The 26255-nt window shown below is 63.0% G+C and carries 26 protein-coding genes; 17 read left to right on the forward strand and 9 right to left on the reverse strand.

The window, feature by feature from the left end; all coding sequences use genetic code 11:
- Position 1 precedes the first annotated feature (1 nt).
- Positions 2 to 421, reverse strand: coding sequence for a periplasmic Zn2+ metallochaperone PmcY (pmcY, locus tag HX851_RS02640; protein WP_017123380.1), 420 nt, complete (start codon positions 419 to 421; stop codon positions 2 to 4).
- 109 nt (positions 422 to 530) lie between these two features.
- On the opposite strand from pmcY, the gene hrpB reads away from it, so the two are divergent.
- Positions 531 to 3062, forward strand: a complete 2532-nt coding sequence (hrpB, locus tag HX851_RS02645; protein WP_177064879.1) for an ATP-dependent helicase HrpB — start codon at positions 531 to 533, stop codon at positions 3060 to 3062.
- A gap of 112 nt (positions 3063 to 3174) precedes the next feature.
- On the opposite strand, the gene HX851_RS02650 is transcribed toward hrpB, so the two are convergent.
- The gene (locus HX851_RS02650) at positions 3175 to 4257 is read right to left on the reverse strand and encodes an endonuclease/exonuclease/phosphatase family protein (RefSeq protein ID WP_177062904.1); all 1083 of its coding nucleotides are present in this window, start codon (positions 4255 to 4257) and stop codon (positions 3175 to 3177) included.
- A gap of 88 nt (positions 4258 to 4345) precedes the next feature.
- Positions 4346 to 5008 carry a YciC family protein gene (locus tag HX851_RS02655; RefSeq protein ID WP_177064881.1) on the reverse strand — a complete coding sequence of 221 codons (663 nt, stop codon included), beginning with the start codon at positions 5006 to 5008 and terminating at the stop codon, positions 4346 to 4348.
- Between the two features lie 180 nt (positions 5009 to 5188).
- Here HX851_RS02655 and HX851_RS02660 point away from each other — a divergent pair, with 180 nt between their 5' ends.
- From HX851_RS02660 to HX851_RS02685, 6 genes are all read left to right on the forward strand, one after another.
- Complete coding sequence (locus HX851_RS02660) at positions 5189 to 5962, forward strand: DUF2076 domain-containing protein (protein WP_177062906.1); 774 nt, start codon at positions 5189 to 5191, stop codon at positions 5960 to 5962.
- Positions 5963 to 6244: 282 nt separating this feature from the next.
- Complete coding sequence (locus HX851_RS02665; protein ID WP_177062907.1) at positions 6245 to 6721, forward strand: LabA-like NYN domain-containing protein; 477 nt, start codon at positions 6245 to 6247, stop codon at positions 6719 to 6721.
- 131 nt (positions 6722 to 6852) lie between these two features.
- On the forward strand, positions 6853 to 7464 hold the full coding sequence (locus tag HX851_RS02670) for a 3'-5' exonuclease (protein ID WP_177062908.1): 612 nt from the start codon (positions 6853 to 6855) through the stop codon (positions 7462 to 7464).
- Between the two features lie 441 nt (positions 7465 to 7905).
- Positions 7906 to 8403 (forward strand): BRO-N domain-containing protein, encoded by a 498-nt coding sequence (locus HX851_RS02675; RefSeq protein ID WP_177062909.1) that lies wholly within the window; start codon positions 7906 to 7908, stop codon positions 8401 to 8403.
- 149 nt (positions 8404 to 8552) lie between these two features.
- Positions 8553 to 8840 (forward strand): type II toxin-antitoxin system Phd/YefM family antitoxin, encoded by a 288-nt coding sequence (locus HX851_RS02680; RefSeq protein WP_177062962.1) that lies wholly within the window; start codon positions 8553 to 8555, stop codon positions 8838 to 8840.
- Entirely contained in the window at positions 8830 to 9120 is a 291-nt protein-coding gene (locus HX851_RS02685; protein WP_177064882.1) for a type II toxin-antitoxin system RelE family toxin, read from the forward strand. Before HX851_RS02680 ends, HX851_RS02685 begins: the two co-directional genes overlap by 11 nt.
- Positions 9121 to 9303: 183 nt before the next feature.
- Here HX851_RS02685 and HX851_RS02690 read toward each other — a convergent pair whose 3' ends face one another.
- Positions 9304 to 9777 carry an Lrp/AsnC family transcriptional regulator gene (locus tag HX851_RS02690; RefSeq protein ID WP_177064884.1) on the reverse strand — a complete coding sequence of 158 codons (474 nt, stop codon included), beginning with the start codon at positions 9775 to 9777 and terminating at the stop codon, positions 9304 to 9306.
- Positions 9778 to 9935: 158 nt separating this feature from the next.
- Between HX851_RS02690 and yedA the strand changes: the two genes are divergently transcribed.
- The gene (yedA, locus tag HX851_RS02695) at positions 9936 to 10826 is read left to right on the forward strand and encodes a drug/metabolite exporter YedA (protein WP_177062912.1); all 891 of its coding nucleotides are present in this window, start codon (positions 9936 to 9938) and stop codon (positions 10824 to 10826) included.
- 57 nt (positions 10827 to 10883) lie between these two features.
- Positions 10884 to 12224 (forward strand): RNA helicase RhlE1, encoded by a 1341-nt coding sequence (gene rhlE1 / locus HX851_RS02700; protein ID WP_177064886.1) that lies wholly within the window; start codon positions 10884 to 10886, stop codon positions 12222 to 12224.
- A 91-nt stretch (positions 12225 to 12315) separates the two neighbouring features.
- Here rhlE1 and HX851_RS02705 read toward each other — a convergent pair whose 3' ends face one another.
- Both HX851_RS02705 and HX851_RS02710 read right to left on the reverse strand, forming a co-directional pair.
- Positions 12316 to 13554 (reverse strand): TIGR03862 family flavoprotein, encoded by a 1239-nt coding sequence (locus tag HX851_RS02705; RefSeq protein ID WP_177064999.1) that lies wholly within the window; start codon positions 13552 to 13554, stop codon positions 12316 to 12318.
- 272 nt (positions 13555 to 13826) lie between these two features.
- Complete coding sequence (locus HX851_RS02710; protein ID WP_177064888.1) at positions 13827 to 14747, reverse strand: histone deacetylase family protein; 921 nt, start codon at positions 14745 to 14747, stop codon at positions 13827 to 13829.
- A 93-nt stretch (positions 14748 to 14840) separates the two neighbouring features.
- Here HX851_RS02710 and HX851_RS02715 point away from each other — a divergent pair, with 93 nt between their 5' ends.
- The 3 genes from HX851_RS02715 (at position 14841) to HX851_RS02725 (ending at position 17056) form a co-directional block, all read left to right on the forward strand.
- Positions 14841 to 15410 carry a GNAT family N-acetyltransferase gene (locus tag HX851_RS02715; protein ID WP_177062915.1) on the forward strand — a complete coding sequence of 190 codons (570 nt, stop codon included), beginning with the start codon at positions 14841 to 14843 and terminating at the stop codon, positions 15408 to 15410.
- A 186-nt stretch (positions 15411 to 15596) separates the two neighbouring features.
- A complete protein-coding gene (gene tesB, locus HX851_RS02720) occupies positions 15597 to 16466 on the forward strand; it encodes an acyl-CoA thioesterase II (RefSeq protein WP_177062916.1) in 870 nt (289 codons plus the stop codon).
- The gene (locus HX851_RS02725; RefSeq protein ID WP_177062917.1) at positions 16463 to 17056 is read left to right on the forward strand and encodes an HAD family hydrolase; all 594 of its coding nucleotides are present in this window, start codon (positions 16463 to 16465) and stop codon (positions 17054 to 17056) included. The genes tesB and HX851_RS02725 overlap by 4 nt, the downstream gene beginning before the upstream one ends.
- Before the next feature lie 136 nt (positions 17057 to 17192).
- Here the strand turns inward: HX851_RS02725 and HX851_RS02730 are convergent, their stop codons facing one another.
- The gene (locus HX851_RS02730) at positions 17193 to 18182 is read right to left on the reverse strand and encodes an alpha/beta hydrolase (protein WP_177062918.1); all 990 of its coding nucleotides are present in this window, start codon (positions 18180 to 18182) and stop codon (positions 17193 to 17195) included.
- Positions 18183 to 19076 carry a KPN_02809 family neutral zinc metallopeptidase gene (ypfJ, locus tag HX851_RS02735; protein WP_177064890.1) on the reverse strand — a complete coding sequence of 298 codons (894 nt, stop codon included), beginning with the start codon at positions 19074 to 19076 and terminating at the stop codon, positions 18183 to 18185. It abuts the gene before it with no gap.
- A gap of 179 nt (positions 19077 to 19255) precedes the next feature.
- On the opposite strand from ypfJ, the gene pcaQ reads away from it, so the two are divergent.
- The 3 genes from pcaQ (at position 19256) to pcaG (ending at position 21651) form a co-directional block, all read left to right on the forward strand.
- Positions 19256 to 20185, forward strand: coding sequence for a pca operon transcription factor PcaQ (gene pcaQ, locus HX851_RS02740; protein ID WP_177062920.1), 930 nt, complete (start codon positions 19256 to 19258; stop codon positions 20183 to 20185).
- Positions 20186 to 20314: 129 nt separating this feature from the next.
- Positions 20315 to 21034 carry a protocatechuate 3,4-dioxygenase subunit beta gene (pcaH, locus tag HX851_RS02745; protein WP_177064892.1) on the forward strand — a complete coding sequence of 240 codons (720 nt, stop codon included), beginning with the start codon at positions 20315 to 20317 and terminating at the stop codon, positions 21032 to 21034.
- A gap of 11 nt (positions 21035 to 21045) precedes the next feature.
- Positions 21046 to 21651 (forward strand): protocatechuate 3,4-dioxygenase subunit alpha, encoded by a 606-nt coding sequence (gene pcaG / locus HX851_RS02750; RefSeq protein ID WP_177062922.1) that lies wholly within the window; start codon positions 21046 to 21048, stop codon positions 21649 to 21651.
- Between the two features lie 175 nt (positions 21652 to 21826).
- Here the strand turns inward: pcaG and HX851_RS02755 are convergent, their stop codons facing one another.
- A complete protein-coding gene (locus HX851_RS02755) occupies positions 21827 to 23083 on the reverse strand; it encodes an MFS transporter (RefSeq protein WP_256262799.1) in 1257 nt (418 codons plus the stop codon).
- Between the two features lie 445 nt (positions 23084 to 23528).
- On the opposite strand from HX851_RS02755, the gene quiC reads away from it, so the two are divergent.
- Both quiC and HX851_RS02765 read left to right on the forward strand, forming a co-directional pair.
- Positions 23529 to 25439: a 3-dehydroshikimate dehydratase QuiC gene (quiC, locus tag HX851_RS02760; protein ID WP_177064896.1), complete on the forward strand. Its 1911-nt coding sequence runs from the start codon at positions 23529 to 23531 to the stop codon at positions 25437 to 25439.
- Between the two features lie 105 nt (positions 25440 to 25544).
- The gene (locus HX851_RS02765) at positions 25545 to 26234 is read left to right on the forward strand and encodes a TetR/AcrR family transcriptional regulator (protein ID WP_177064898.1); all 690 of its coding nucleotides are present in this window, start codon (positions 25545 to 25547) and stop codon (positions 26232 to 26234) included.
- Positions 26235 to 26255 lie beyond the last annotated feature (21 nt).

Consider the following 26255-nt stretch of genomic DNA (forward strand, 5'->3'; position numbering starts at 1 on the left):
ATCAGGCGGACGGACGCAGGCCGTACATCGCCAGCTGTTGCAGGCTGCCTTTGTGCTGGATCAGGCGCGGATCGTTCAGCGGCAGGGTCTGGCCCAGCTCGGCCTGGATGATGGCCTGCAGCTTGGTGTTGTCGACCTGGCCGTCGGCGCCGATGGCTTCATGGAGTTTCTGCGGGGCGATCTGCGCGGTGGTGCCGCCGGGCAGGTAGATGGCGCCGGTGGCGAAGTCGATGCCGAAGGCGATCAGGCCGGGCAGCACATAGAAGAGGATACCGATGGCGTCGAGCCCGGCCACCAGCGGGTCGATCTTGCCTTCGATCTGGCCGCGACGATCCGGGAAGAAAATCGAGCCGCAGGCGGTCAACTGGGTCAGCAAGGTGGCGACCAGCACACCACCGATAACGCGTGAAGGAATACGCATGCAAAGATCTCCTGGAGGAAAGCCGAAACTATACAAGGGTCAACGCTTGAGACCCTGATTAATGCCGTGCAGTTCGCCGTTATACTCGGCAGTCAGTTTTGGAGCCACCATGATTTCCTTGCCGATTGATGAAGTTTTGCCTGCATTGCGCCTGGCCCTGGGCGAACGCCACGAAACCGTACTCGAAGCCCCACCCGGCGCGGGCAAGACCACCCGGGTGCCGCTGGCCCTGTTGCACGAGCCGTGGCTGGCCGGGCAGACCATCCTGATGCTTGAACCACGGCGCCTGGCGGCCCGCGCGGCGGCCGAGCGGCTGGCCAGCGAGCTGGGGGAAAAGGTCGGTGAAACGGTCGGCTACCGCATCCGCCTGGAGAGCAAGGTCGGCCCGAAGACGCGGATAGAGGTGGTCACCGAAGGCATTCTCACGCGCAGGCTGCAGGACGACCCAGCCCTGGAAGGCGTCGGGCTGCTGATCTTCGATGAATTTCATGAGCGCAGCCTGGACGCCGACCTGGCGTTGGCCCTGAGCCTCAATGGTCGCGAAATGTTTCGCGATGAGCTGCCGCTGAAGATCCTGCTGATGTCCGCGACCCTGGAGGGCGAGCGCCTGGCCAGTCTGCTGGGCGATGCGCCGGTGGTGCGCAGCGAAGGTCGCATGTTCCCGGTGACGACCCGTTGGGGACGGGCCTTCCAACCCGGCGAATTTATCGAGCCACGAGTGGTGCAGACAGTGCTCGAAGCCGTCAGCGATGAAAGCGGCAGCCTGCTGGTGTTTCTGCCGGGGCAGGCGGAGATTCGCCGGGTCCACCAGCAGTTGGAAGAATCCCTCGGCGCGCGCACGGATATCCTCTTGTGCCCGTTGCATGGCGAGCTGGACCTGGCGGCCCAGCGCGCTGCCATCGAGCCGGCGCCGGCTGGTAAACGCAAGGTGGTGCTGGCGACCAATATCGCCGAGACCAGCCTGACCATCGATGGCGTGCGGGTGGTGATCGATGCCGGTCTGGCGCGGGTGCCGCGTTTCGATCCGGGCAGCGGCATGACCCGCCTCGACACCCAGAGGATTTCCCGCGCCAGCGCGACCCAGCGCGCCGGCCGGGCGGGGCGCCTGGAGCCCGGCGTGTGCTACCGGCTGTGGTCCGAAGCCCAGCACGAGCAACTGGCGGCCTACGGCAGCGCCGAGATTCTCCAGGCCGACCTCGCCGGGTTGGCCTTGCAACTGGCGCGCTGGGGTGTGGCCCCGAGCCAGCTGGTCTGGCTGGACGTACCACCGGCCGCCGCTTACGCCCAGGCCCGGGACTTGCTCAAGCGCCTCGGTGCGCTGGCGGCAAAGCCGGGCGAAGACTGTAGCCTCACCCGGCACGGCCAGGCCATGGCCGAACTGCCGGCGCACCCGCGTATCGCCCATTTGCTGTTACGCGGACAAGCGTTGGGCCTGGCGAACATGGCCTGCGATGTTGCGGCGCTACTGGGTGAACGGGATATCCAGCGCGGTGGTGGTGCCGACCTGCACACCCGCCTGGCCTTGCTGGCCGGAGGGGAGCGGGCAGCGCGCGGCGGCCAGGGCGGTGTGCAACGGGCCCGGCAGCTGGCGCGGCAATATCGCGGCTATCTGCGTGGCAAGGCCAGCGAGCCGGTGGCCGATCCCGAGCATTCACGCTGGCTGGGCGCACTGCTGGCGCTGGCCTATCCGGACCGGGTCGCCCAGCAACGCCGGGCGGGCGGGGCGGAATATCGCCTGGCCAACGGTCGCGCGGCCCTGTTCAGCGAAACCGACAGTCTGATGAAACAGCCCTGGCTGGTGATTGCCGATCTGGGCAGTCGCCAGGGCCAGCGCGAAGAGCGGATCTACCTGGCCGCGGAATTCGATCCGGCCCTGTTCGACACGGTGTTGGCCGAACAGGTGAGCAATGTCGATCAACTGGACTGGGATGAGCGTGAAGGCATGCTGCGCGCCGAGCGCCAGCGCAAGGTCGGCGAACTGGTCCTCAGTCGCGAACCGCTGACCGGCCTGGATGAAGCGGCGCGCAGTCAGGCGCTGGTCAATCTGGTCCGGCGCAAAGGCCTTGAGCTGCTGCCCTGGACGCCGGAATTGCGTCAATGGCAGGCGCGGGTGAGCTTGCTGCGTCAGCTGGACCTGGCGGACAAGGGCCAGAGCGAGTGGCCGGACGTCAGCGACAAGGCCCTGCTGGCAAGCCTGGAGCACTGGTTGCTGCCGTACCTGGGGCGGGTCTCGCGGCTCAGTCATTTCGCCAACCTGGAGCTGGCCAATATCATCCATAACCTGCTGCCCTGGCCGCTGCCCCAGCGCCTGGACGAACTGGCGCCGCATCATCTGAGCGTGCCCTCGGGGTCGTCGATCCGCCTGGATTACAGCGAGCAGCCGCCGATCCTGGCAGTACGCCTGCAGGAATTGTTCGGGTTGGCCGAGACTCCCAGGGTGGCCGGCGGCCGCCAGGTGGTGAAGCTGCACCTGCTGTCACCGGCACGGCGCCCGGTCCAGGTAACCCAGGACCTGGCGAACTTCTGGCGCAGCACCTACGCCGAAGTGAAGAAGGACCTCAAGGGCCGTTACCCCAAGCACTATTGGCCGGACGACCCGCTGGTGGCCGAAGCGACGGCGCGGATCAAGCCGCGCAAGTAAACCAGGGCCTTTGTGGGAGCGGGCTTGTCGGGACGCCGCACCGTCGCGAAGAGGCCAGTGAGCGCGCCAAAAGCTTCGGGGGCAAGCCCCTCCCGCAGAAATCCAGGAGTATTCAGCGGGCCGGCGGCAACAGAAACCGCGCAATCACTGGCAAGTGGTCGGAGATCTTCAGGGTATCGTCCTGTCGCACCTGCGCCTCGACCCGCCGCATCTTGGCACTGTAGAAAAAGTAATCCAGGGTGCGGTCCGGGCCACTGACGCCGGGATCGTTAGGATAATGGGTCAGCCATTGCTCGCGGTCGATACCGCTGGCCTCGTTGTTGCTCGGGATCATCGGGTACTTGTCCCACAGCACGTGCAGTTCGCTGTCAGCCGAATAGCCGCCGCGCAACCGCGGCGGCAGGCGCACGTACTGGCCCAAAGGCAGCAGATTGAAATCGCCGCCGATCAGCCATGGCGTGCCCTGGCCTTCGAGTTTATCCAGCAGGCGGGTGGTCGCCTGCACCTGGCGCAACTGGGTGTCGTTCTGGGCAAAGGGCGCCAGTTGGGTATTGATCACCGCCAGTTGCCCGCCATCGTTCAGCGGCAGGTAGTTGAGTAGCAGCGCCTGGCGCGGCTGGAACTGGCGCTGGATCAGGTTGCTCGGGGCCAGGGGCAGTTGCAGGCGCTCGGCATGCTCGATCTGATAGCGGCTCAGGGTCGCCAGCGTGCGGCCGACGCTGCCGAAGATATGCCAGTCGGGGACGAAGTCGGCCTTCCAGTCGAAGGCTTGCGCGCTGCACGGATACAGGTCGGCGACACGCTCCTGAAGCAGCTTGAACTGGTCCTGGTAGGCGCTGGCCTTGGCGTTCTCATCGAGCTCCTGCAACAGCACGATATCCGGCTGCTCGTCGCGAATGACCCGCGACACTTCATCAAGGCTGAAGGCCATGTCTTCCGGGGTCGGGCGTTCATCCTGGCCGCTGCCGTCGGCCATGTCGTACCAGAACACATAGCGTTTGCCCGCCAGGTACTGGACATTCCAGGTCATCACCTTGAGCGCCTGGCCGGCAACCAGCACCGGGGCCTGGGCGGTACAACTGACCGGCAGTTCTTCCCTGGCGGCGGGATGCCAGCTCAGGGTGTAGATGAACAGGCCCGGCAGGCCGGCGACAAGGGCCACGCTCAAGAGTGTGTAACGTAATAAACGGGTCATGGGCTCGGCTTATGACGTTGCAATATGGGGGGGAGCATACCCGAGCGTCTGGTCACCACCCAACCTTCTATTGTGAAGGATTGTCCGCTCAATCCCTGTCGGATTTTTCGCTGATGAGCATGTACAGCCGGAAGAGTACGACGCTGGTAAACAGTTGCAGGAAGCTGTGGGCGCTATCGATGACCAGTGTCAGCAGCGGATTCTGCGGCTCGGGATAGGCACTGGCACTCAAGCCCTTGAGCAGCCACAGCGGCCCCATGACGCAGAGGATGCAGGTGAAGGTCCGCCAGAAATGCCCGCGGCTGAGGCTGAAACTCTCCTTCATCGCCCGCAGCGGTTCCCGGCCACGCAGCACCAACTGGTATTCGGCAAACGCCAGCACCACGGTCAGCCAGATACCGGGAATGAAATACAGCGACAACCCTAGCACGATGGCCACGGTATTGATCGCCGCCAGCAGCGCCATGCGCGGCCACAGGCGCAGTGACATGGCCAGCAGGTCGCGATTGAGCGGGGTTTCGCCGCGGGTCCGGGCATCGAGAAACAGGATCAGCGCCGCGGTGTACAGCGGATACACCAGCAGTCCGGCCAGCAGGTCGTAGGCGGGCGAAGCGTCGGGGCCGATGGCGTTGTCCAGCAGTTGCTGGAGCACGGCCTCGAAGATCACCAGCGGCAGGCAGAGGCGGGCGATCTGGCCTAGGTTGCGCCGGAAGAAATACAGGGAGTCGCGCAATATGGTGAGCGGGTTCATGGGCTCGCTATCGAAGGTCAAAGCAAAGCGACACTTTAACCGATGAGGCGGGCCGACACTCAAATGTAAACGTTACGTAAGGATCATTGAAACTTCCTGTAACAGCCCCATAACTGATGTACGCCCGGGCCGCATCGGCCAGGGCGACCGATTTTTACCCGGCAATCTGATGAGGTCGCCATGAACAGCGAAGAGCAAACCCTGATCGATGGACTGTTTTCACGGTTGCAACAAGCCGAAAAGGATTCAGCCCCGCGTGACGCCCTGGCCGAGGCGCGGATCAAGGAGCATCTGGCGCGCCAACCGGCTGCGGCGTACTACATGACTCAGTCGATCCTGGTGCAAGAGCACGCGATCAAGAGTCTCGACGAGCAGAACAAGCAACTCCAGGCCCAATTGCAGCAGGCCCAGGCCGACCTGCAACAGGCGCGCGCCCAGAGCGCCGCGCCGGCGCCGAGCAGCGGTGGTTTCCTGTCGAGCATCTTTGGTGGCGGCAGTCGCGATCCGGCACCGGCTCCGGCCCCCGGCAACTCCGGTGGCGGCTGGCGTGAGCCGGCGCGCCCGGCGTTCAATGCGCCGCCGCAGCAGAACTACAACCCGCCACCCAGCTATAACCAGCAACCCAACTACGCCCCGCAGCAGGCGGCTCCGGCTGCCCCTATCGGCAGCGGCTTCCTCGGCGGTGCGCTGAAAACCGCAGCCGGCGTGGCCGGTGGTGTCATGTTGGCCGAAGGCATCAGCAGCCTGTTCCATCACAACCAGCAGCAGCCGCAGATCATCGAGGAAATCATCGAGCCGAGCCCGATGAGCAACAACAACGGCGGCGGTTGGGGTGATGACCAGCGCATGGCCAACAACGATTCCTGGGGCAACAACGACCAGGGCGGTTTCCTCGACAGCGACTATAGCGACGACAGTTCCTCCTTTTCTGGCGACGACGATTCCTACGTCTGATCGATGACAGGTGTTGTGGGAGCGGTGCTTGTGTGGGAACGGACTTGCTCGCGAAGCTTTTAGTGGCCTCACAGGCCTCTTCGCGGCGGTGCGGCGTCCCGACAAGCGCGCTCCCACATAATCTCCACTCCCTCAGGGGTTGGGGCGCCTGACGCTGTTCCTCCAACTCCCGCACCGCTGATTGTTCGCTGAATATTGCCTCGGGCTGGCATACTGGGCGTCTACTCGCTTTCGAGTGTCCGTCACACCCGCCAGTGCGCGCCTGCGCCATGAGGATTCACGGTGAAGAAAATCGCAGTGTTCGCCGACGTTCAGAACCTCTACTACACCGTCCGCCAGGCTTACGGTTGCCACTTCAACTACGCCGCCCTGTGGGCTGATATCAGCCAGCGCGGGCAGATCGTCGAGGCCTATGCTTATGCGATCGATCGTGGCGACAGCAAGCAGCAGCAGTTCCAGCAGATCCTGCGCAACCTGGGCTTCACGGTGAAACTCAAGCCGTACATCCAGCGCAGCGACGGTTCGGCCAAGGGCGACTGGGACGTGGGCATCACCATCGATATCATGGATGCCGCGCCGAACGTCGACGAAGTGGTGCTGGCGTCCGGTGACGGCGATTTCGACCTGCTGCTCGAACGTATCATCGGCAAGCATGGCGTCGAAGCTGTAGCCTATGGCGTGCCGGGTCTGACGGCCAATTCGCTGATCCGCGCGGCAAGCCGCTACGTGCCCATCGAAGGCGCACTGTTGTTGAAATGATTGAGCTGATGATCGTTCCCACGCTCCGCGTGGTAACGCAGTCCTGGACGCTCCGCGTCCATTTCTGAAGCAACGCGTATTCCCTGTCGCGCCGGGGGAACGATCAACGGACTATTTGAAAGGGTTGGATTTTGGAACGTATTGCGGTTATCGACTTTGAAACCACCGGGATCTCGCCGAGCAGCGCCTGCCGGGCGACGGAAATCGCCGTGGTCATCCTGGAAGAGGGGCGCATCGTCGACCGTTACCAGAGCCTGATGAACGCCGGGGTGCGGGTACCGGCGTTTATCGAACAATTGACCGGTATCAGCAACGCCATGTTGCGCACCGCGCCAGCGGCGGAGCGGGTGATGAACGAGGTCAACGAATTCGTTGGCATCACGCCGCTGCTGGCCCATAACGCCGCGTTCGACCAGAAGTTCTGGGATTTCGAGATGGGCCGCATCAAGCGCACGCGGCTGCAGAATTTCGCCTGCTCGCTGTTGCTGGCACGGCGCCTGATGCCGGCGGCGCCGAACCACAAGCTGGGCACCCTGACCGCCTACGCGCGGCTGCCGCACACCGGCCAGGCGCACCGGGCCATGGCCGACGCCGAGATGGCCGCGAACCTGCTGGCGCACCTGGCCGGCGAGCTGCGCGAAAAGCACGGGCTGCGCGAGCTGTCTCACGACCTGCTGTGCAAATTGCAGAAAGTACCGGCGGCGAAGGTGGGGGAGCATTTGAAGCGCTATCGGGGAGCCTGACTCCCGATCCGATCGTTCCCATGCTCCGCGTGGGAATGCCTCACCGGACGCTCCGCGTCCGCTCTTGTGACGCGGAGCGTCACGGGCTGCATGCCCACGTGGAGCGTGGGAACGATCAATTTTTAGGAAATGTCGTACTTCCTGTGGCGATCTGTGCCGTCTTTTCGGGGGGGGCTAGCAACGCTAGCCTTTTGCGGTCATCGCCAAATCGGTGACAGGGCGTAGGAACCCTTGCTGAGCTGAACTAGGCGCTTTGCGTCCATCTGCTGATTGCGGTGTTTTTTGTATGCCGAGATAATCAGTCATGGTGGCCGTGCGCGGGCACGCTTCTGCGTGGCCGGGTAGCCTAGGATCCGGTTCCTACTCCGCGTACGGCTGCCACCCAAGCTCGTAGGAAGGCTTTTCTGGCAGCTCTCTATAGATATCTAGGAGTTACGCCAGATGGAAAAATCCATTCCCGAAATACAGGTTGATATCAGCCTCACGCCTCAAGTCTTCACTCGCCACAATCTCAAACTCCGCGCCTTGCTCCTGCATGACGAAGCCTGGTTCTGCGCCCGTGATATCGGGCACCTGATGGGCATCGAGTGGCATGAGCGCAAAGCGATCAAGCTTGATTCGGATCAGCGTCGCCTGCTGAGCTTGCAGGGGAATGGCGGAGCAGAAGAACACCTGATGCTCAGCGAGTCGGGTGTCTACGCCATGCTGGTCTATCACTACCTGCCGGAGAACCGGCATCTGCGCCAGTGGCTGACGCATCAGGTGTTGCCGATGCTACGCGATCAGCCGCAACTGGCGCTGACCCAGGCGCCGAGCCTGGGCTTGCTGGAATGGAACGGTGGCGCGCTGAGCCTGTTGCATTGGCGCAAGGAACCCTGGATCCGCCTGCGCGATATGCCGCAGGTAGTGCCCGTCAGCGGTTGTGGCAGTGTCTGGTAAGTGATTGGCTGATCGTTCCCATGCAGAGCGTGGGAGCGATCTTCGGTGACCTGTTCAGAATGTTTCTTCAGGCGACCGACGGCCAAGTTGTTGCGTTGCTTGGTAGTGAAGATAAGACCAAAATAAAGACCTATTCAGGAGTCTTTATTATGCAAAGTGTTTTGAGCAACAGGGTCGTGAGCGTCTCCGAGCTCAAGAAAAACCCCTCTGCCGTATTGAGGGAAGCAGGAGGCGAACCCGTGGCGGTACTGAACCATAATCGCGTAATGGGCTATATGGTGCCCGCTGACGTATTCGAGATGATGATGGAGCGTCTGGACGATCTGGAACTCGCGCAGTTGGCCAGAGAACGCATCGAAGCCAATGAACCCCCTGTACGTGTTTCTCTGGACGACTTGATTGCCGAAGCCCAGGCCGATATCGAACATGGGCGCTGAATACAGTATTGAATGGGACCCAATGGCCCTGAAGGAACTGCGCAATCTCGACGCGGTTCTTCGAGTGCAATTGCTACGCAAGCTTGAAGAGCGTCGACATGCGCCGCGTGTTTCAGGTGATGCGCTTCACGATCTCAAGGATTGCTACAAGATCAAGCTGCGCGGGGCAGGATATCGGCTCGTCTATCGTGTCGAGGACGAGCGAATTGTTGTTGTCGTGCTGGCGATAGGCAAGCGAGAGCGTAGCGCCGCGTATGAACAGGCCAGGAAGCGTACCTGACTTTTACGATATTGCTTCATCTGCGCGTCTTGTGACGCAGAGCGTCACGGGCTGCATGCCCACGCAGAGCGTGGGAACGATGAATTTGTGTTTGCCCCCGGCTTGTGCACGACGCGGTCCTGTAGGAGCAAGCTTGCTCGCGATGGGGTGCGAAGCGCTCCCAAAACCGGCAAACACGAACGTTCAGACGCAATGCAGGCTCTTCACCTTGCCATTCATTTCCAGATGCCCCAACGGCACCCGCGGTTCGATAGCGCTCGACAGCACGATCGAGGTCTTGCTGAAACCGAACTGGGCAATCCGGTTGATCAATTCTTCCAGCTCTCCCATCGAGCCCACCGCCGCCTGCATGATCACGCAGGGGTCGCCGGTCACCCGATGGCATTCGGTGATCTGCGGGATCTGCGCCAGGTCGTCATAGACCTGTTGCCTGCCGTGCTGGTTGAGCCGCAACTCGATCACGCACTGGATCGGCAGGCCGATCTTGGCCATGTCCACCTTGGCCTGGTAGCCGGTGATCACGCCGCTGCTCTCCAGCTTCGCTACTCGTTCAGCCACCGCCGGGGCGGAAAGGTTGACCTTGCGCGCCAGTTCGGCGAAGGAGGCGCGGCCGTTTTCCAGCAGGGCGCCCAGGATCAAACGGTCGTACTTGTCCATCTAAAAGACCTCTGGCTCGCCGACTTTCGAAAGCACGGTTTATACCCTTGATACCCATGTTTTAGAAAGTGTACTGGCGTGATAACGCGGTTTTGTAACTTATTATTTGTCGATGGCCTTTCTAGAATAACGCTCCCTTGTCCTGCCTAGAGCCTTCCATGCCTGCCCCACGCCGTTTTCCGTTGCCGCTGATCGGTGCCTTCTTTGCGTTGTATTTCATCTGGGGCTCGACCTATTTGGGGATTCGTATCGGCGTGGAATCCTGGCCGCCACTGATGATGGGCGGTATCCGTTTCGTGATCGCCGGCAGCCTGCTGTATGCCTACCAGCGCTGGCGCGGCGTGCCGGCACCGACCTGGCGGCAATGGAAGGCGGCGGGCATCATTGGCGTACTGTTGCTCAGTTTCGGCAATGGCGCGGTGACCCTGGCCGAGCACACAGGCGTGGCTTCCGGTGTCGCCGCGCTGACGGTGGCCACGGTGCCGCTGTTCACCCTGCTTTGCGGCTATTTCTGGGGGGCGCGCAATACCGGCCTGGAATGGGCGGGGATCGTGCTGGGCCTGATCGGCATCGCCCTGCTGAACATGGGCTCCAACCTGCAAAGCAGTCCGTTTGGCGCTGTCCTGTTGCTGCTGGCCGCGGCGACCTGGGCCTTCGGTTCGGTATGGAGCAAGCATCTGCCGCTGCCCCCCGGCGGCATGGCCAGTGCGGCGGAAATGCTGGTGGGTGGCGTGGTCCTGCTGCTGGCCAGCTTGATCAGGGGCGAGCGCATGACCCAGATGCCCTCGACCGAAGGCTGGCTCGCGCTGCTCTACCTGATCGTCTTCGGCTCCATCATCGCCTTCAACGCCTACATGTACCTGTTGAAGCATGTGCGCCCGGCGGCGGCCACCAGCTATGCCTACGTCAACCCGGCCGTGGCGGTGTTGCTGGGCATCCTGTTCGCCGACGAACACATCGGCTGGCACGAGTGCATCGCCATGGGTGTGATCATCAGCGCCGTGGTGTTGATCGGTTTGCCGCAGTGGCGCAAGCCGAAAGAGGCCTGACAGGGTAAACTGCCGCGCATTGCTTCACGGCGCTGACACTTTCCTTATGGTACCTGCATGACATTCGCTACTCTCGGCCTGATCGAACCCCTGACCCGGGCCCTGGACACCCTCGGCTACAAGACGCCGACACCGGTCCAGGCCCAGGCCATTCCCGCCGTGCTGGCCGGCCGCGACCTGATGGCCGCGGCCCAGACCGGCACCGGCAAGACCGCCGGTTTCGCCCTGCCGCTGTTGCAGTTGCTGACCCTGGAAGGACCGAAGGTCGCCGCCAACTCGGTCCGTTCGCTGATCCTGGTCCCGACCCGCGAGCTGGCCGAGCAGGTGCATGAAAGCGTGCGCCAGTACGCCGAGCACCTGCCGTTGAGCACTTATGCGGTGTATGGCGGCGTCAGCATCAACCCGCAGATGATGAAGCTGCGCAAAGGTGTCGACCTGTTGGTGGCCACGCCGGGACGCCTGCTCGACCTGTTCCGCCAGAACGCGCTCAAGTTCAACCAGTTGCAGACCCTGGTACTCGACGAAGCCGACCGCATGCTCGACCTGGGCTTCCAGGAAGAGCTGGGCAATATCTACAAGGCCTTGCCGAAAAAGCGCCAGACCCTGTTGTTCTCGGCGACCTTCTCCGATGCGATACGCCTGCTGGCCGGGCAGATGCTCAACGATCCGCTGAGCATCGAAGTCAGCCCGCGCAACGTGGCGGCCAACACCGTCAAGCAGTGGGTGGTGACGGTCGACAAGAAGCGCAAGCCGGAGCTCTTCGTGCACCTGCTGCGTAAGCACAAGTGGAAGCAGGTGCTGGTGTTCGCCAAGACCCGTAATGGCGTCGACCAGTTGGTGGAAAAACTCCAGGGCCTGAGCGTGAACGCCGACGGTATCCACGGCGACAAGCCGCAGGCGACCCGCCAACGGGCGCTGGATCGCTTCAAGGCCAGCGAGATCCAGATCCTCGTGGCCACCGATGTCGCGGCCCGTGGCCTGGATATCGAAGACCTGCCGCTGGTGGTCAACTTCGACCTGCCGATTGTCGCCGAGGACTACATTCACCGTATCGGTCGTACCGGTCGGGCCGGTGCCACCGGCGAGGCGATTTCCCTGGTGTGTGCCGATGAAGTGAACCTGCTGTCGGCCATCGAGACGCTGACGCGTCAGACGCTGAGCCGCCGTGAAGAACAGGATTTCGAGCCCGAGCACCGTGTGCCGGAAACCGATGCGTCCGGGCAGGTGATCAAGAAGCCGAAGAAACCGAAAAAGCCGAAGGCTGCCGGTGGTGGCGGCAAGCGCAACCTGGGCAAATGGGTGGACAGCGGCGAGAAGCCGGAAGACGTGGCGCCACCGGTCAAACCGGTGCGCAAGGTGCCGGTGTTCAACACCGGGCCGCGTAAACGCAAGCCCTGAGACGGGCGCCATTGTGGGAGCCGGCTTGCCGGCAATTGCGATTGATCGTTCCCACGCGGAGCGTGGGAACGATCGGTGAGTGCTCGCTGCTTCAGGCCTGCCGCCGCAACCACTCCAGCATCCCTTTCCCCGCCACCCGTCCGCTGGCAAAGCAGGCGGTCAGCAGGTAGCCGCCGGTCGGCGCTTCCCAATCCAGCATCTCGCCGGCACAGAACACGCCCGGCAACGCCTTGAGCATCAACTGTTCGTCCATGGCTTCGAAAGGAACGCCGCCGGCGCTGCTGATGGCTTCGTCCAGCGGGCGGGGGGCGAGCAGTTTCAGCGGCAGGGCCTTGATCGCGCTCGCCAACTGCGCGGTATCGCTGAAGCAGGCGGCATCCGTCAGTTCGCGCAGCAACGCCGCCTTGACCCCGTCGATACCGACCTGGCTGTGCAGGTGCTTGGCCATGGAGCGCGAACCGCGCGGCTTGGCGAGCACGGCCTGGATCTGCTGGCGGGTCTTGCCCGGCAGCAGGTCGATCTCGATGATTGCCGAACCGCTCTGGTTGATCTGCTCGCGGATCGGCGCGGACAAGGCATAGATCAGGCTGCCTTCGATGCCGCTGGCGGTGATCACGCATTCACCCAGGCGTGGCACTGTCTGTTGCAGGCCGATGGCGATGTTTTTCAGCGGGGCTCCGGCAAACTTGCCGCGCAGCAGTTCGCTCCAGGCCTCGACTTCAAATCCGCAATTGCTCGGTTGCAACGGGGTGATGGGCACGCCGCGTTGTTCCAGCAACGGCAGCCAGGCGCCATCGGAGCCCAGGCGCGCCCAACTGCCGCCGCCCAGCGCGAGCAGCGTGGCGTCGGCCTGGAGCCGTTTTTCGCCGTCCGGGCTGTGGATAACCAGTTCGCCATCCTCCCAACCCATCCAGCGATGGCGGGTGTGGATAACTACCCCGGCATCGCGCAGGCGCTTGAGCCAGGCGCGCAGCAGCGGTGCGGCCTTCATATCGCTGGGAAAGACCCGGCCGGAACTGCCGACAAACGTAGTTATCCCCAGGCCGTGGATCCATGCGCACAGTTCATCGGCGCCGAAGGTGCGCAGCATCGGGGCGATCTGCGGAGCGCGCTCGGCATAGCGCGAGAGAAACGCCGGGTAGGGCTCGGAATGGGTGATGTTCATACCACCGACGCCGGCCAGCAGGAACTTGCGTCCGACCGAAGGCATGCCGTCGTAGAGGTCGACCCGGATACCCGCCTGGCTCAGGACTTCGGCGGCCATCAGGCCGGCAGGGCCGCCACCGATAATGGCGACGTGGGGAGAGGAATCGGGGGCTGTGCGGGTCATGGCAGGCTGCGAAGTGGCGTGGTAGGCGGGCATTCTACGTTTTCTTGTGGGAGTGGGCTTGCCCACGAAGAACGAAAACGCGGTATGTCGATAAAACCGCGGTGGGACTTTCGTGGGCAAGCCCACTCCCACAGGGGAACTGCCGGGCTCATCAGGAGCGCTGTACGAAAAACATACAGCTATCCGTAGCCCTTGTTCCGTAAGCGCTGTAGCGCGTTTCACGCAGGTTATCCACAGGCCGTTCCACAGACATTGTGGGTAAGCAGCATGCTTCAGTGACAACCTGATGACGTCCAGACCCGCTGCGCGCTGTGGTGCAGGATGCCGTGGCGTCGCGCCAGCGCCTGGCGGTCCTTGCTGTAGCCGCCGCCGATCACCCCGACCACCGGGATATCGCGGCCCAGGCAATGGCGCAGGACCCGTTCGTCACGGGCCGCCACGCCTTCGTCGGTCAGTTTCAGGTAGCCCAGGGCGTCGTCCTTGTGCACGTCCACACCGGCGTCGTACAGCACCAGGTCCGGCTGGTAGAGCGGCAGCAGGTAATTCAGGGCGTCATCCACCACCTTCAGGTAGTCGGCATCGCCCATGCCCATGGGCAGGGGAATGTCCCAGTCGCTGCGGGCCTTGCGCGCCGGGAAGTTTTTCTCGCAATGCAGGGAAACCGTGATGGCTTCGGGAGTGTCTTCAAGGATACGGGCAGTGCCGTCGCCCTGGTGCACGTCGCAGTCGAAGATCAGCACCCGGTCGACACGCCCGCTGGCCAGCAGGTAGTGGCTGATCACTGCCAGGTCGTTGAAGATGCAGAAGCCCGCCGGGTGATCGTAGTGGGCGTGGTGGGTGCCGCCGGCCAGGTGGCAGGCCAGGCCATGTTCCAGGGCCTGTTCGGCGGCCAGCAGCGAACCGCCGACCGCGCGCACGGTACGCCGGGCCAGGGCTTCGTTCCAGGGCAGGCCGAGGCGGCGCTGGTCTTCGCGGGACAATTCGCCGGCCATGTAGCGTTCGATATAGCCACGGTCATGGGCCAGGGCGAGGATATCCACGGGACAGATCTGCGGGCGCAGCAGGTCCGGGTCGCGGGTCAGGCCGCTGTCCACTAGGTGATCGCGCAGCAGGCGGAACTTGTCCATGGGAAAACGATGCTCCGGCGCAAACGCGGGACTGTAGTCATCGTGGTAGATCAAAGGCAACGGCATGGCGAATTCATGTAGGAATGAGTGAAGGATCTTATCAGCGCGATACACTTGCGAGCAGGGAAACAGCTTTACAAGGAATCCTGAGGGGGATTGATGGAGCCGATACTGGAACTCGAGAGCGCGCGCCTGTTGCTGCGTCAGTGGCGCGATGACGACCTGCCGGAATTTGCCCGGATGTGCGCCGATCCCCAAGTGATGCGGTATTTCCCGGTCGCGCTGAGTCGCCTGGAGAGTGCGGCGCTGATCGGCCGGATCCGCGGGCATTTCGCCGAGCATGGTTTTGGCCTGTGGGCCCTGGAGCGCAAGGACAACGGCGCCTTTATCGGCCTGACCGGACTGGCCCACGTGAATTTCGACGCAGCCTTCACCCCGGCGGTGGAAATGGGCTGGCGCCTGGCCCGCGAACACTGGGGCCTGGGTTATGCCAGCGAGGCCGCATGGACGTCCTTGCGCTGTGGCTTCGATCGCCTGGCGCTGGAGGAAGTAGTGGCCTTTACCACCGAGACCAACACCCCTTCGCAGAAGGTCATGCAGGCCATCGGCATGCACTACGACCCCTTGGGCGACTTCGAACACCCCAGGCTGGCCGGTAATCACCCGTTGCGCAAGCATGTGCTGTACCGCATCAGCCGCGACCAGTGGCTGGAAACCCTGCACGGATAGCGGCTGTTGTGGCCGATCCGTCCCAACGCCTGGCGCGACAAAGGCTGTATCATTCAATCCGGTGGCTCCTGCAAAGCTCTGCTCCAGGAAAGGAATGTGGTGTTCTTGAGGTTCCGCCACCACAAGCACGGATGGCTTGAGATCGTCTTTAAGTGAACTGTATTGCCCTGTGTGAGGAGCGTTTGAATGAGCCAAGTGCTGGAAGACCTGGTCGACTTGCTGACCCTGGAACCCATCGAGGAAAACCTCTTTCGCGGGCGCAGCCAGGACCTGGGGTTTCGCCAGCTGTTTGGCGGCCAGGTGCTGGGTCAGTCGCTGTCGGCGGCGAGCCAGACCGTCGAGGAAGCCCGTCATGTGCATTCGCTGCACGGTTATTTCCTGCGTCCCGGGGATGCCGGCCTGCCAGTGGTGTATTCGGTTGACCGCGTGCGCGATGGCGGCAGCTTCAGCACCCGGCGGGTGACGGCGATCCAGAAGGGGCATCCGATCTTTACCTGCAGCGCTTCGTTCCAGTACGACGAAGAGGGCTTCGAGCACCAGAGCAGCATGCCGAAGGTGGTGGGGCCGGAGAACCTGCCCTCGGAGCTGGAAATCACCCAGCAACGCGCCCACCTGATCCCCGAGCACATGCGTGACAAGTTGCTGTGCCCCAAGCCGATCGAAGTGCGCCCGGTGACTGAGAAGGATCCCTACAATCCGCAGCCGTCGGACCCGGTCAAGTACGTCTGGTTCCGTGCCGACGGTGCCCTGGCCGACTCACCGGCGCTGCACAAGTACCTGTTGGCCTATGCATCGGATTTCGGCCTGCTGACCACCTCGCTGCTGCCCCATGGCAAGTCGGTGTGGCAGAAGGATATGCAGGTCGCCAGCCTCGACCATGCCCTGTGGTTCCACGCCGACCTGCGCGCCGATGACTGGCTGCTGTATGCGATGGACAGTCCCTGGGCCGGCAATTCCCGTGGTTTCTCCCGGGGCAGTGTGTACAACCGCGCCGGCGTACTGGTGGCGTCGGTCACCCAGGAAGGCCTGATCCGTCATCGCAAGGATTGGTCATGAGTCTGTCCGAGGTGCGTCACTGGGTATTCGACATGGATGGCACCCTGACTGTTGCCGTGCATGATTTCGCCGCCATTCGCGTGGCCCTGTCGATTCCGCCGGAAGACGACATCCTTACGCACCTGGCAGCGTTGCCGGCCGATGAAGCAGCGGCCAAGCATGCCTGGTTGCTGGAGCATGAGCGCGACCTGGCCATGGGCTCGCAAGCGGCGGTGGGGGCGGTGGAGTTGGTGCGCGAGCTGGCCGGTCGGGGTTATCGCCTGGGGATCCTGACGCGCAATGCCCGTGAGCTGGCCCATGTGACGCTGGAGGCCATCGGCCTGGCCGACTGTTTCGCCGAGGCGGATGTGCTGGGGCGCGATGACGCACCGCCCAAGCCGCATCCGGGTGGATTGCTGAAACTGGCCGAAGCCTGGGACATCGCGCCGGCCGAGATGGTGATGGTCGGTGATTACCGTTTCGACCTCGATTGCGGACGGGCGGCGGGGGCACGGACAGTGTTGGTCAACCTGCCGGATAACCCGTGGCCGGAGCTGACGGATTGGCATGCCGAGGATTGTGTGGCGTTGCGGCAGATGCTGTCGGCTTGAGGCCCTGTTCGCTGGCAAGCCCTGCTCCTACAGTGGATCGCGCAAGATGCCACAATACGATCCCATGTGAGAGCTGGCTTGCCAGCGAAGAGGCCACTGCAGGCAGCCTCGATCTCACTGCCCGCACCGCAAACCCTTAACGCTGGAACAACGCTTTCTGTCCCTGTGGCGAGGTGAACATCCCGTCGCCGTTATGCCCGACCCCGGGCACTTCAACCAGGGTCTGCGCCAGCCCTTGCGGGTGACGTTGCTGCAGGTAGGCGAAGTAGTTATGTCCGCGAATCAGCCGATACGGGCCCTGGGCCTCCGCCTCGCAGCTCTTGTCCAGGGCCGGGTGGTTCGGGTCGGTGTCCTGCTGGCCCAGCAGGTAGGTGATATCGCGCTGCACATAAGCCTTTTCCAACTGCGCCGGCGACTGTCCCATGGCATAGGACGGCAGGTTCTGCAGGCCGTACTTCCAGTCGTTGAATCCCGGGCAGGATGACGGATTGAACCCCGCCACCGGTCGCTGCGCATTGAAATAGGCATAGGACGACGGGTTGGCGATCACATAACGCAACTTGATACCGCTGCCGGCCAGTTGCGTGTCGCCATGTCCCACCAGCGCATAACGTTGCACCACCTGGCCGCCGCCGGAGTGCCCGGCAATCACCACTTCACGCAGTGCCGGGAATTTTTTCCGATTGCCCAGACGCTGCAGGACTTCGTCCAGTGCGGCATAGGAGCTCATGGCCGAAGGGCCTGTGGAGGCCTCTCCGGCCATCCAGTCATTGCCTTGCCAGCGCAGCAGGTTGTCCGGCAGGTGATTGCGTCGTACATCGCTTTCGTTGAGGAACTGCGGCGCGATGATCAGCGTGTTGCTGTCCTGGCCGGCCTGGGCCGCGGCGGTCTCGGCGCTGTTGAGGTAGGTCATGGCGTTGCGCAACCGCCCGTGGACGATGATCAGTACCCGCTGCACATCCGGCATCGGCCCCAGCCAGTCGCGGTTGAGGCCGACGCTCAACTCGCCGGCCGACAGTTTCAGATGATTGGGGCTGACTTCCTTGACCCCGTGTTCAGCGGCCTGCACCTGGCCCCCGATGACGCACATACCCAACAACAATGATCCAAACAGTGTTTTGTTCATTCACAGACTCTTGGCGGCGAAGGTATCGCATTGGTTGAGTTGCCCTTGAGCGAAGCCGGTCTTGAACCAGCGCACCCGTTGAGCAGAGGTGCCGTGAGTGAAGGAGTCCGGCACCACGCGTCCCTGACCCTGCTGCTGGAGGCGATCATCACCGATTGCATTGGCGGCATTCAAGGCTTCTTCGATATCGCCGGGTTCGAGCCAGTTCAGGCGTTTCTGCGCGTGCCAGGCCCAGACCCCGGCCAGGCAGTCGGCCTGCAGCTCCTGGCGTACCAGCAGGCCGCCGTCGCCTTCCATCTTGCGCCCTTGCTGGCGGGCGGCCTGCATCTTGGCGGAGACCCCGAGCAGGGTCTGCACGTGATGGCCGACTTCATGGGCGATCACGTAGGCCTGGGCAAAGTCCCCGGCGGCCTTGAAGCGTTGGGACATCTCGCGGAAGAAGTCCAGGTCGAGGTAGACCCGCTGGTCCGCCGGGCAATAGAACGGCCCGGTGGCCGAGGACGCCAGGCCGCAGGCGGAGCTGACCTGGCCGCGGAACAGCACCAGCGTCGGTTCCTTGTATTGGCGTCCGGCCTGCTGGAAGATCTGGCCCCAGGTATCTTCGGTGTCGCCGAGAATGGCCCGGACGAAATCCGCCTGCTCGTCGTTGGCCGGCGCTGACTGCCGGGTTTGCGGGCTGACGGGGGCGGATTGCTGCTGGGTCAGTTGCCCGCTGAGTTGTCCGAGAATCTGCATCGGGTCCTGGCCCGTGAGCAAGCCGATGCCGACAATCAGCACCACGGCTGTCAGGCTCAAGCCCTTGCCGCCGCCGAAACGCAGTCCGCCACCTCCAGCATTGTTGTCATCACGAGCATCCACCACGTTGTCGCTGCGCCTTCCTTTTTTCCAAAGCATGTGGGAATCCTCTGTTTGTTGTGCAGATGAGTGTTGCTGCTGGGTGGGATAGCCGCCAGTCCGGTCGTCAGGCCATGCAGATAGAGGTCGGCCAGGGGATTTGGTTCAGAAGCCGCCGCTGACGGCTAATATCGGACACAATTGCACCTGTCCTGACCCGCAGCGGAGCCGCTCACCTCGTGAATATCGACACCCGGATCAAATTCCGTCACCTCGTGTGTTTTCTCGAAATGGCCCGCCAGGGCAGCCTGGCGCGGGCGGCGGATGTCCTGGCGGTGAGCCAGCCGGCGATGTCGAAGACCCTCAAGGAGCTGGAAGCGCTGCTGGAGACCCGTCTGTTCGTGCGCAGCAAAAACGGTATCAGCCTGACCGAGGCCGGGGTGGCTTTCCTGCGTTATGCCGGGCCTTCGGTGCAGACCTTGCGTGAAGGCGTGCAGGCCCTGCGTGAGGGTGAATACGCCGCGGGCGTGGTGCGGCTCGGGGTGTTGTCGACGGTGGAAAGCCTGTTGATGCCGGAGGTGGTGCGGCGCCTGCACGAGCGGCACCCGGCGCTGGTGGTGAGTGTGGTGACCGGGCCGAGCGCCTATCTGCTCTCGCAGTTGCGGGTCGGCGATGTCGATCTGGTGGTCGGGCGCATGACTGACAGCCCGGAGATCCAGGGGCTGACCTTCGAGCACCTGTACAGCGAATCCATGACCCTGGTGGCGCGGCCCGATCATCCACTCTTGAACGGGGCTCTGGATCGCCGCAGCGTGGAAAACTTCCCCCTGGTCCTGCCGTTGGCGGGCACCACCATCCGCAAGTTTGCCGACAGCTTGTTCGTGCAGTGCGGCATCCGTCAGTCGCGGCAGCGTCTGGAAACCCTGTCGGTGGCCTTGAGTCGACGCTATGTGTTGTCCAGTGAGGCGCTATGGATCGCGCCGCTGGATGCCGTGCGCCTGGATCTGGCGCGTGGCGAGTTATACGAGATTGACTTGGGCCAGCGCGAGCCGGGTGGCTCGGTGGGCATTTCGAGCAATGCCAGCCTGCCGTTGTCGCTGGCCGCGCAATGGTCGGTGGAGATGTTGCGGGAAGTGGGGCAGGCGTATCGCGAGGGCCGTTATCCATAACCATCTGGTTATGAGTGTGACGCGGCTTTTCAATATTCAGCGGTTCGCTGTTGGGGCACGCTGCAAGCGCATGATTCATACCGTGTAGCTTGCCGCTGCTTTTCCCCATAAAAACAACAGGAGATCGACATGTCTGAAGCAGACAGCCGTCGTTTTGTCATTCGTGACCGTAATTGGCACCCGAAAGCCCTGACCCCTGATTACAAGACGTCCATCGCCCGTTCTCCGCGCCAGGCGTTGGTGAGCATCCCGCAATCGGTCAGTGAAAGCACCGGTCCGGACTTTTCCCATCTGAAATTCGGTCGTTTCGATAACGACTTGCTGCTCAATTTCAACAATGGCGGCTTGCCGGTGGGCGAGCGCATCATTCTTGCCGGCCGGGTCTGCGACCAGTACGGCCAGCCGATTCCCCATACCCTGGTGGAAATCTGGCAGGCCAATGCCGGCGGACGTTATCGGCACAAGAACGATCGCTACCTGGCGCCCCTGGACCCGAACTTCGGCGGCGTCGGTCGGGCGCTGACCGACCGGGACGGCTACTACAGCTTCCGCACCGTCAAGCCCGGGCCCTATCCATGGCGCAATGGTCCGAACGACTGGCGCCCGGCGCATATCCACGTGTCCATCAGCGGACCGTCGATTGCCACGCGCTTGATCACCCAGCTGTACTTCGAAGGCGATCCGTTGATCCCGATGTGCCCCATCGTCAAGTCGATCGCTAGCGCCGAAGCGGTGCAGAGCCTGATTGCGCGCCTGGACATGGGCAACGCCAATCCGATGGATTGCCTGGCGTATCGCTTTGACATCGTGTTGCGCGGTCAGCGCAAGACCCACTTCGAAAACTGCTGAGGAGACCGACCATGCCTGTTCAATTGCTTGCCGAAACCCCGTCGCAGACCGCCGGTCCCTATGTGCATATCGGCCTGGCGCTGGCGGCGGCCGGCAACCCGCCCCGTCCGGAGGAAATCTGGAATGAAATGGCCAGGCCCGGAGCGCCCGGCGAACATATCCTGTTGCTGGGCAATGTCTATGACGGCAACGGCCACCTGGTGCGCGATTCCTTCCTGGAGTTCTGGCAAGCCAACCACGAAGGCGTCTACGACAAGGCCTTCGATTCCGAGAAGGCCTTCAACAGCTTCGGCCGCACGGCGACCACCTTCGATGCCGGGGAGTGGACGCTGGCGACCATCAAGCCGGGCGTGGTGAACAACGCGGCCGGTGTGCCGATGGCGCCGCATATCAACGTCTCGCTGTTTGCCCGGGGGATCAATATCCACCTGCAGACCCGCCTGTACTTCTCCGACGAGGCCGAGGCCAACGCGAAATGCCCGGTGATCAACCTGATCGAGCAACCGCAGCGCCGGGAAACCCTGATAGCCCAGCGCTGTGAAGTGAACGGCAAGACGGCCTACCGTTTCGATATTCGTATCCAGGGTGAAGGCGAGACGGTGTTTTTCGATTTCTGACGTCGATGATCGTTCCCACGCTCTGCGTGGGAATGCCTCTCTGGACGCTCCGCGTCCGTTGTTGTGACGCAGAGCGTCACGGGCTGCATTCCCACGCGGAGCGTGGGAACGATCAGGGACGGGCTTGCCCGCGAACAGGCCAGCAAGCCTGGCCCAACCTTCGACCATGTCGAGATCAATCGACCAGTTTCGGAATCTTGCGCGGAGCCATGAAGTACAGCCAGGTCAGTGCCAGGAAGTACATTGCCGGAATCAGCGTGAACAGCACCGCGTAGTTGTTGTTCGTGGTGGTCAGGATATAGCCCACCAGCTGGGTCATGAACATGCCGCCGATGGCCGCGCACATGCCGCCGAAGCCGAACACCGTGCTCATCATGTGCTTGGGGGTGTAGTCCATCACCAGGCTCCAGATGTTCGCCGTCCAGGCCTGGTGCGCGCCGATGGCCAGGGAGATAGCGCCCACGGCGACCCACAGGTGGCTGGAGCCGGCTGCCATCACCACGCCGATGATGCAGCAGGCGAACAGCAGCATCGACAGCAGGCGGGCACGGATCGGGTTGATCCCGCGGCCGATCAGGAACGACGAGAGAATGCCGCCGCCGACGCTGCCGAAGTCGGCGGTCAGGTAGATGATGATCAGCGGGATGCCCATCTGCGTCACGCTGATGCCCAGGTTGTACTGCTGGTTGAGGAACGGCGGCAGCCAGTACAGGTAGAACCAGAACACCGGCGCGGTGAGCGAGTAGGCCAGGGCGAAGGCCCAGGTGCCGCGCATGCGCAGGATCCGCGAGAAGGGCACGGCGGGTTGCGTCGGTTCGACTTCCTTCTGGATATACGCCAGTTCCGCCGGTTTCACCGACGGATGATCTTCCGGGTTGAAGTACTTCAGGCCCCAGAACAGCAGCCAGATCCCGCCCAGCGCCGCCATGCACAGGAACGCCGCCTGCCAGCCCCAGACCTGCAGGACCAGGGGCAACAGCATTGGCGTGAACATCGCACCGACATTGGTCCCGGCATTGAAGATACCGGTGGCCACCGCCCGTTCGCCGGCGGGGAACCACAGGCGGGTGGTTTTCACGCAGGCCGGATAGTTGGCGGCTTCGGTCAGGCCGAGGATGAAGCGGCAGATCATGAAGCCCGCCGCCGAGGTCGCCAGGCCGTGGGCGCCGGTTGCCAGGCTCCACAGCAGCACGGCGAAGAAGAACACCCGCTTCACGCCGACCTTGTCGATCAACCGCCCTTGCAGGACGAAACCGACGGCGTAGCCGACCTGGAACCAGAAGTTGATGTTGGCATAGTCCATCGCCGTCCAGCTCATTTCCTTGGCGAGGATGGGCTGCATGACGCCCAGGGCGGCGCGGTCGATGTAGTTCAGGGTGGTGGCGAAGAACACCAGGGCCAGCATGCCCCAGCGGGTCGTGCCGACGGCCATGGCGCCGCGGATCTTGTCGGCGATACCGCCGCGGGCGCTGCCCTGGGTGGCAGGGGAGCTTTGTGAAGTCGAGAGCATGAGCGATTACCCGTTTCTTGGAATTGTCTGGGTGGGTTTCTGCAGTATTTGAAGCTTTGCCTTGGCCTGGACGATGGTGCGCAGTGAGCAAAAAACCGTCAATTCGCCGTGGGCCTTTGTGGTCGATAATCGCACACAAAACTAACCAGTTCGTACACTTTGATTGCTGTCCGGCTTCCTCTGCCTCAATAATCAATCCGGTTGCCTGAGGGCGATGGGATTCCCCTGTGGGAGCGGGCTTGCCCGCGAAGCTTCTAGCGATCCCAGGGTCCCCTTCGCGGGCAAGCCCGCTCCCACAACTGCCCCGGCTTCTGTTGTTGTGGCTGGAACGTTACTCAACAAAAACACCACCGCCAGGAGTCCACTTATGCAGCGTTCCATTGCCACCGTTTCCCTGAGCGGCACCTTGCCGGAAAAACTCGAAGCCATTGCCGCCGCCGGGTTTGATGGCGTGGAAATCTTTGAAAACGACCTGCTGTACTACGACGGCAGCCCCCGGGAAATCCGCCAGATGTGCGCGGACCTGGGCATCGCCATTACCCTGTTCCAGCCTTTTCGCGATTTCGAAGGCTGCCGCCGCGATCGCCTGGCGCGCAACCTGGAGCGGGCCGAGCGCAAGTTCGACCTGATGCAGGAACTGGGCACCGACCTGGTCCTGGTATGCAGCAATGCCGCGGCCGACAGCCTGGGCAACCGGCAGATCCTGGTCGACGATCTGCATCTGCTGGCCGAACGCGCCGGTGCCCGAGGCCTGCGGATCGGCTACGAGGCCCTGGCCTGGGGACGACACGTCAACACCTACCAGCAGGTCTGGGACATTGTCCGCGAGGCCGATCATCCAAGCCTCGGAGTGTTGCTCGACAGCTTCCATACGCTCTCGCTCAAGGGTGATCCGAGCGCCATCGCGCAGATCCCAGGCGACAAGATTTTCTTCGTGCAGATGGCCGACGCGCCGATCCTGGCGATGGATGTCCTGGAGTGGAGCCGGCATTTCCGCTGCTTTCCGGGGCAGGGCGAATTCGACCTGCCGGGTTTTCTCGCGCCGATCATCAAGAGTGGCTATACCGGGCCGCTGTCCCTGGAAATCTTCAACGATGGTTTCCGCGCCGCGCCGCCCCGGGCCAATGCCGCCGATGGCTTGCGTTCCCTGCTCTATCTGGAGGAGAAAACCCGCGAGCGCCTGCTCCAGCGGAATGAGCCGGTCGCTCATCTCGACAGCCTGTTCGCGCCGCCGCCGGTCAGTGAAAACGAGGGTATCGAGTTCCTCGAGTTCGCCGTGGACGAAACCCTCGGCGCCAGGCTGACCCAGTGGCTGGAGCGCCTGGGTTTTGCCCGGGCCGGGCAGCACCGCTCGAAAAACGTCAGCCTGTTGCGCCAGGGCGATATCAACCTGATCCTCAATGGCGAACCGTATTCCTTCGCCCACAATTTCTTCGAGGCCCATGGCCCGTCCCTGTGCGCCACGGCGATCCGGGTCAACGACAGCGCCAGTGCGCTATCCCGGGCGATAGCCTACAAGGGCCAGCCTTATCGCGGCCTGGTCGGTCCCAACGAGCTGGAACTGGCGGCGGTGCGTGCGCCGGATGGCAGCCTGATCTATCTGGTGGACAAGGAGGCTGCCGGGCAGAAACTCTACGCCACCGATTTCAACCTGTTACCCCTCGCGCCGACGCGGGCCGGTCTCAAGCGCATCGACCACATGGCCATGGCGCTGCCGGCCGACAGCCTCGACAGTTGGGTGCTGTTCTACAAGAGCCTGCTGGATTTCGAGGCCGACGATGAAGTGGTACTGCCCGATCCCTATGGTCTGGTGAAGAGCCGGGCGCTGCGCAGTCGCTGCAGTTCGATCCGCCTGCCGCTGAATATTTCCGAGAACCGCAACACAGCGATTTCCCATGCGCTGTCGAGCTACCGTGGTTCCGGCGTGCACCATATCGCCTTTGACTGCGACGATATTTTCGCCGAGGTCAGCCGGGCGAAAGAGGCGGGCGTGGCGCTGCTGGATATCCCCCTCAACTACTACGACGACCTGGCGGCGCGCTTCGATTTCGATGACGAGTTCCTCAGCGAACTGGCCTACTACAACGTGCTGTATGACCGCGATGCCCAGGGGGGTGAGCTGTTCCACGTCTATACCGAGCCGTTCGAAGGGCGGTTCTTCTTCGAGATATTGCAACGCAAGGGCGGTTATGCCGGCTATGGCGCGGCGAATGTCGCGGTGCGCCTGGCGGCGATGGCCAAGTCCCGCAGCGGGGCCGTGCGTCAGGCCCGGCTTTAGCTCCGTGGGGTGCGGGAGATGGGTATTGGCCTGTCTGCCCGCTTCCTTCGCCGTGGGACGCAGCCCATAATCGCCAGCATCTGCTGAAAAGGCCGTGAACCCGGAATGACCATGACTTCAGAACTTCCCGCCGCGCCTGACGTGTCCTTGACCGTACCCGCCGCCGCGCCGCGCAAGAGTCGCAAGAACAATCCAGAGAAGACCCGCGAGAACATCCTCCAGGAAGCGATTGTCGAGTTCGTCCAGCAGGGGCTTTCCGGTGCGCGGGTCGACGCGATCGCCGAGCGGACCCACACCTCGAAACGGATGATCTATTACTACTTCGGCAGCAAGGAGCAGCTCTACGTCGAGGTGCTGGAGAAACTCTACGGCGAGATTCGCAGCACCGAGAGTCGCCTGCACCTGACGGAACTGGAACCGCGCGAGGCGATTCGGCGGATGGTCGAGTTCACCTTCGACCACCACGACCGCAATGTCGATTTCGTGCGGATCGTCAGCATCGAAAACATCCACAAGGGCGAGTACGTCAAGCAGTCCCGGGCGATCCGCTCGATGAACGTGACCATCCTCGGCGCGCTGGGCGAGATCCTGCAACGGGGCGCGCAGCAGGGACTGTTCCGCAGCGGCCTGGACCCGCTGGACGTGCATCTGCTGGTGAGTTCGTTCTGTTTCTACCGGGTCTCGAACCGCCATACCATCGGTGAGATCTTCCAGATCGACTTGCCGGACGAGCAGATCAAGGCGCGGCATCGGGAGATGATCTGCGAGTCGGTGTTGAGGTATCTGCAGGCGTGATCGATTGTCCGGGGACGGGCG

Source organism: Pseudomonas gingeri (assembly GCF_013385635.1).
GTDB classification, from domain to species: domain Bacteria; phylum Pseudomonadota; class Gammaproteobacteria; order Pseudomonadales; family Pseudomonadaceae; genus Aquipseudomonas; species Aquipseudomonas gingeri_A.

Excerpts from the sequence above, each read along its gene's own strand:
- pmcY (WP_017123380.1), bottom strand. The coding sequence starts at position 421 with ATGCGTATTCCTTCACGCGTTATCGGTGGTGTGCTGGTCGCCACCTTG.
- hrpB (WP_177064879.1), top strand. The coding sequence starts at position 531 with ATGATTTCCTTGCCGATTGATGAAGTTTTGCCTGCATTGCGCCTGGCC.
- HX851_RS02650 (WP_177062904.1), bottom strand. The coding sequence starts at position 4,257 with ATGACCCGTTTATTACGTTACACACTCTTGAGCGTGGCCCTTGTCGCC.
- HX851_RS02655 (WP_177064881.1), bottom strand. The coding sequence starts at position 5,008 with ATGAACCCGCTCACCATATTGCGCGACTCCCTGTATTTCTTCCGGCGC.
- HX851_RS02660 (WP_177062906.1), top strand. The coding sequence starts at position 5,189 with ATGAACAGCGAAGAGCAAACCCTGATCGATGGACTGTTTTCACGGTTG.
- HX851_RS02675 (WP_177062909.1), top strand. The coding sequence starts at position 7,906 with ATGGAAAAATCCATTCCCGAAATACAGGTTGATATCAGCCTCACGCCT.
- HX851_RS02680 (WP_177062962.1), top strand. The coding sequence starts at position 8,553 with ATGCAAAGTGTTTTGAGCAACAGGGTCGTGAGCGTCTCCGAGCTCAAG.
- HX851_RS02685 (WP_177064882.1), top strand. The coding sequence starts at position 8,830 with ATGGGCGCTGAATACAGTATTGAATGGGACCCAATGGCCCTGAAGGAA.
- HX851_RS02690 (WP_177064884.1), bottom strand. The coding sequence starts at position 9,777 with ATGGACAAGTACGACCGTTTGATCCTGGGCGCCCTGCTGGAAAACGGC.
- yedA (WP_177062912.1), top strand. The coding sequence starts at position 9,936 with ATGCCTGCCCCACGCCGTTTTCCGTTGCCGCTGATCGGTGCCTTCTTT.
- rhlE1 (WP_177064886.1), top strand. The coding sequence starts at position 10,884 with ATGACATTCGCTACTCTCGGCCTGATCGAACCCCTGACCCGGGCCCTG.
- HX851_RS02705 (WP_177064999.1), bottom strand. The coding sequence starts at position 13,554 with ATGACCCGCACAGCCCCCGATTCCTCTCCCCACGTCGCCATTATCGGT.
- HX851_RS02710 (WP_177064888.1), bottom strand. The coding sequence starts at position 14,747 with ATGCCGTTGCCTTTGATCTACCACGATGACTACAGTCCCGCGTTTGCG.
- HX851_RS02715 (WP_177062915.1), top strand. The coding sequence starts at position 14,841 with ATGGAGCCGATACTGGAACTCGAGAGCGCGCGCCTGTTGCTGCGTCAG.
- tesB (WP_177062916.1), top strand. The coding sequence starts at position 15,597 with ATGAGCCAAGTGCTGGAAGACCTGGTCGACTTGCTGACCCTGGAACCC.
- HX851_RS02725 (WP_177062917.1), top strand. The coding sequence starts at position 16,463 with ATGAGTCTGTCCGAGGTGCGTCACTGGGTATTCGACATGGATGGCACC.
- HX851_RS02730 (WP_177062918.1), bottom strand. The coding sequence starts at position 18,182 with ATGAACAAAACACTGTTTGGATCATTGTTGTTGGGTATGTGCGTCATC.
- ypfJ (WP_177064890.1), bottom strand. The coding sequence starts at position 19,076 with ATGCTTTGGAAAAAAGGAAGGCGCAGCGACAACGTGGTGGATGCTCGT.
- pcaH (WP_177064892.1), top strand. The coding sequence starts at position 20,315 with ATGTCTGAAGCAGACAGCCGTCGTTTTGTCATTCGTGACCGTAATTGG.
- pcaG (WP_177062922.1), top strand. The coding sequence starts at position 21,046 with ATGCCTGTTCAATTGCTTGCCGAAACCCCGTCGCAGACCGCCGGTCCC.
- HX851_RS02755 (WP_256262799.1), bottom strand. The coding sequence starts at position 23,083 with ATGGCCGTCGGCACGACCCGCTGGGGCATGCTGGCCCTGGTGTTCTTC.
- quiC (WP_177064896.1), top strand. The coding sequence starts at position 23,529 with ATGCAGCGTTCCATTGCCACCGTTTCCCTGAGCGGCACCTTGCCGGAA.
- HX851_RS02765 (WP_177064898.1), top strand. The coding sequence starts at position 25,545 with ATGACCATGACTTCAGAACTTCCCGCCGCGCCTGACGTGTCCTTGACC.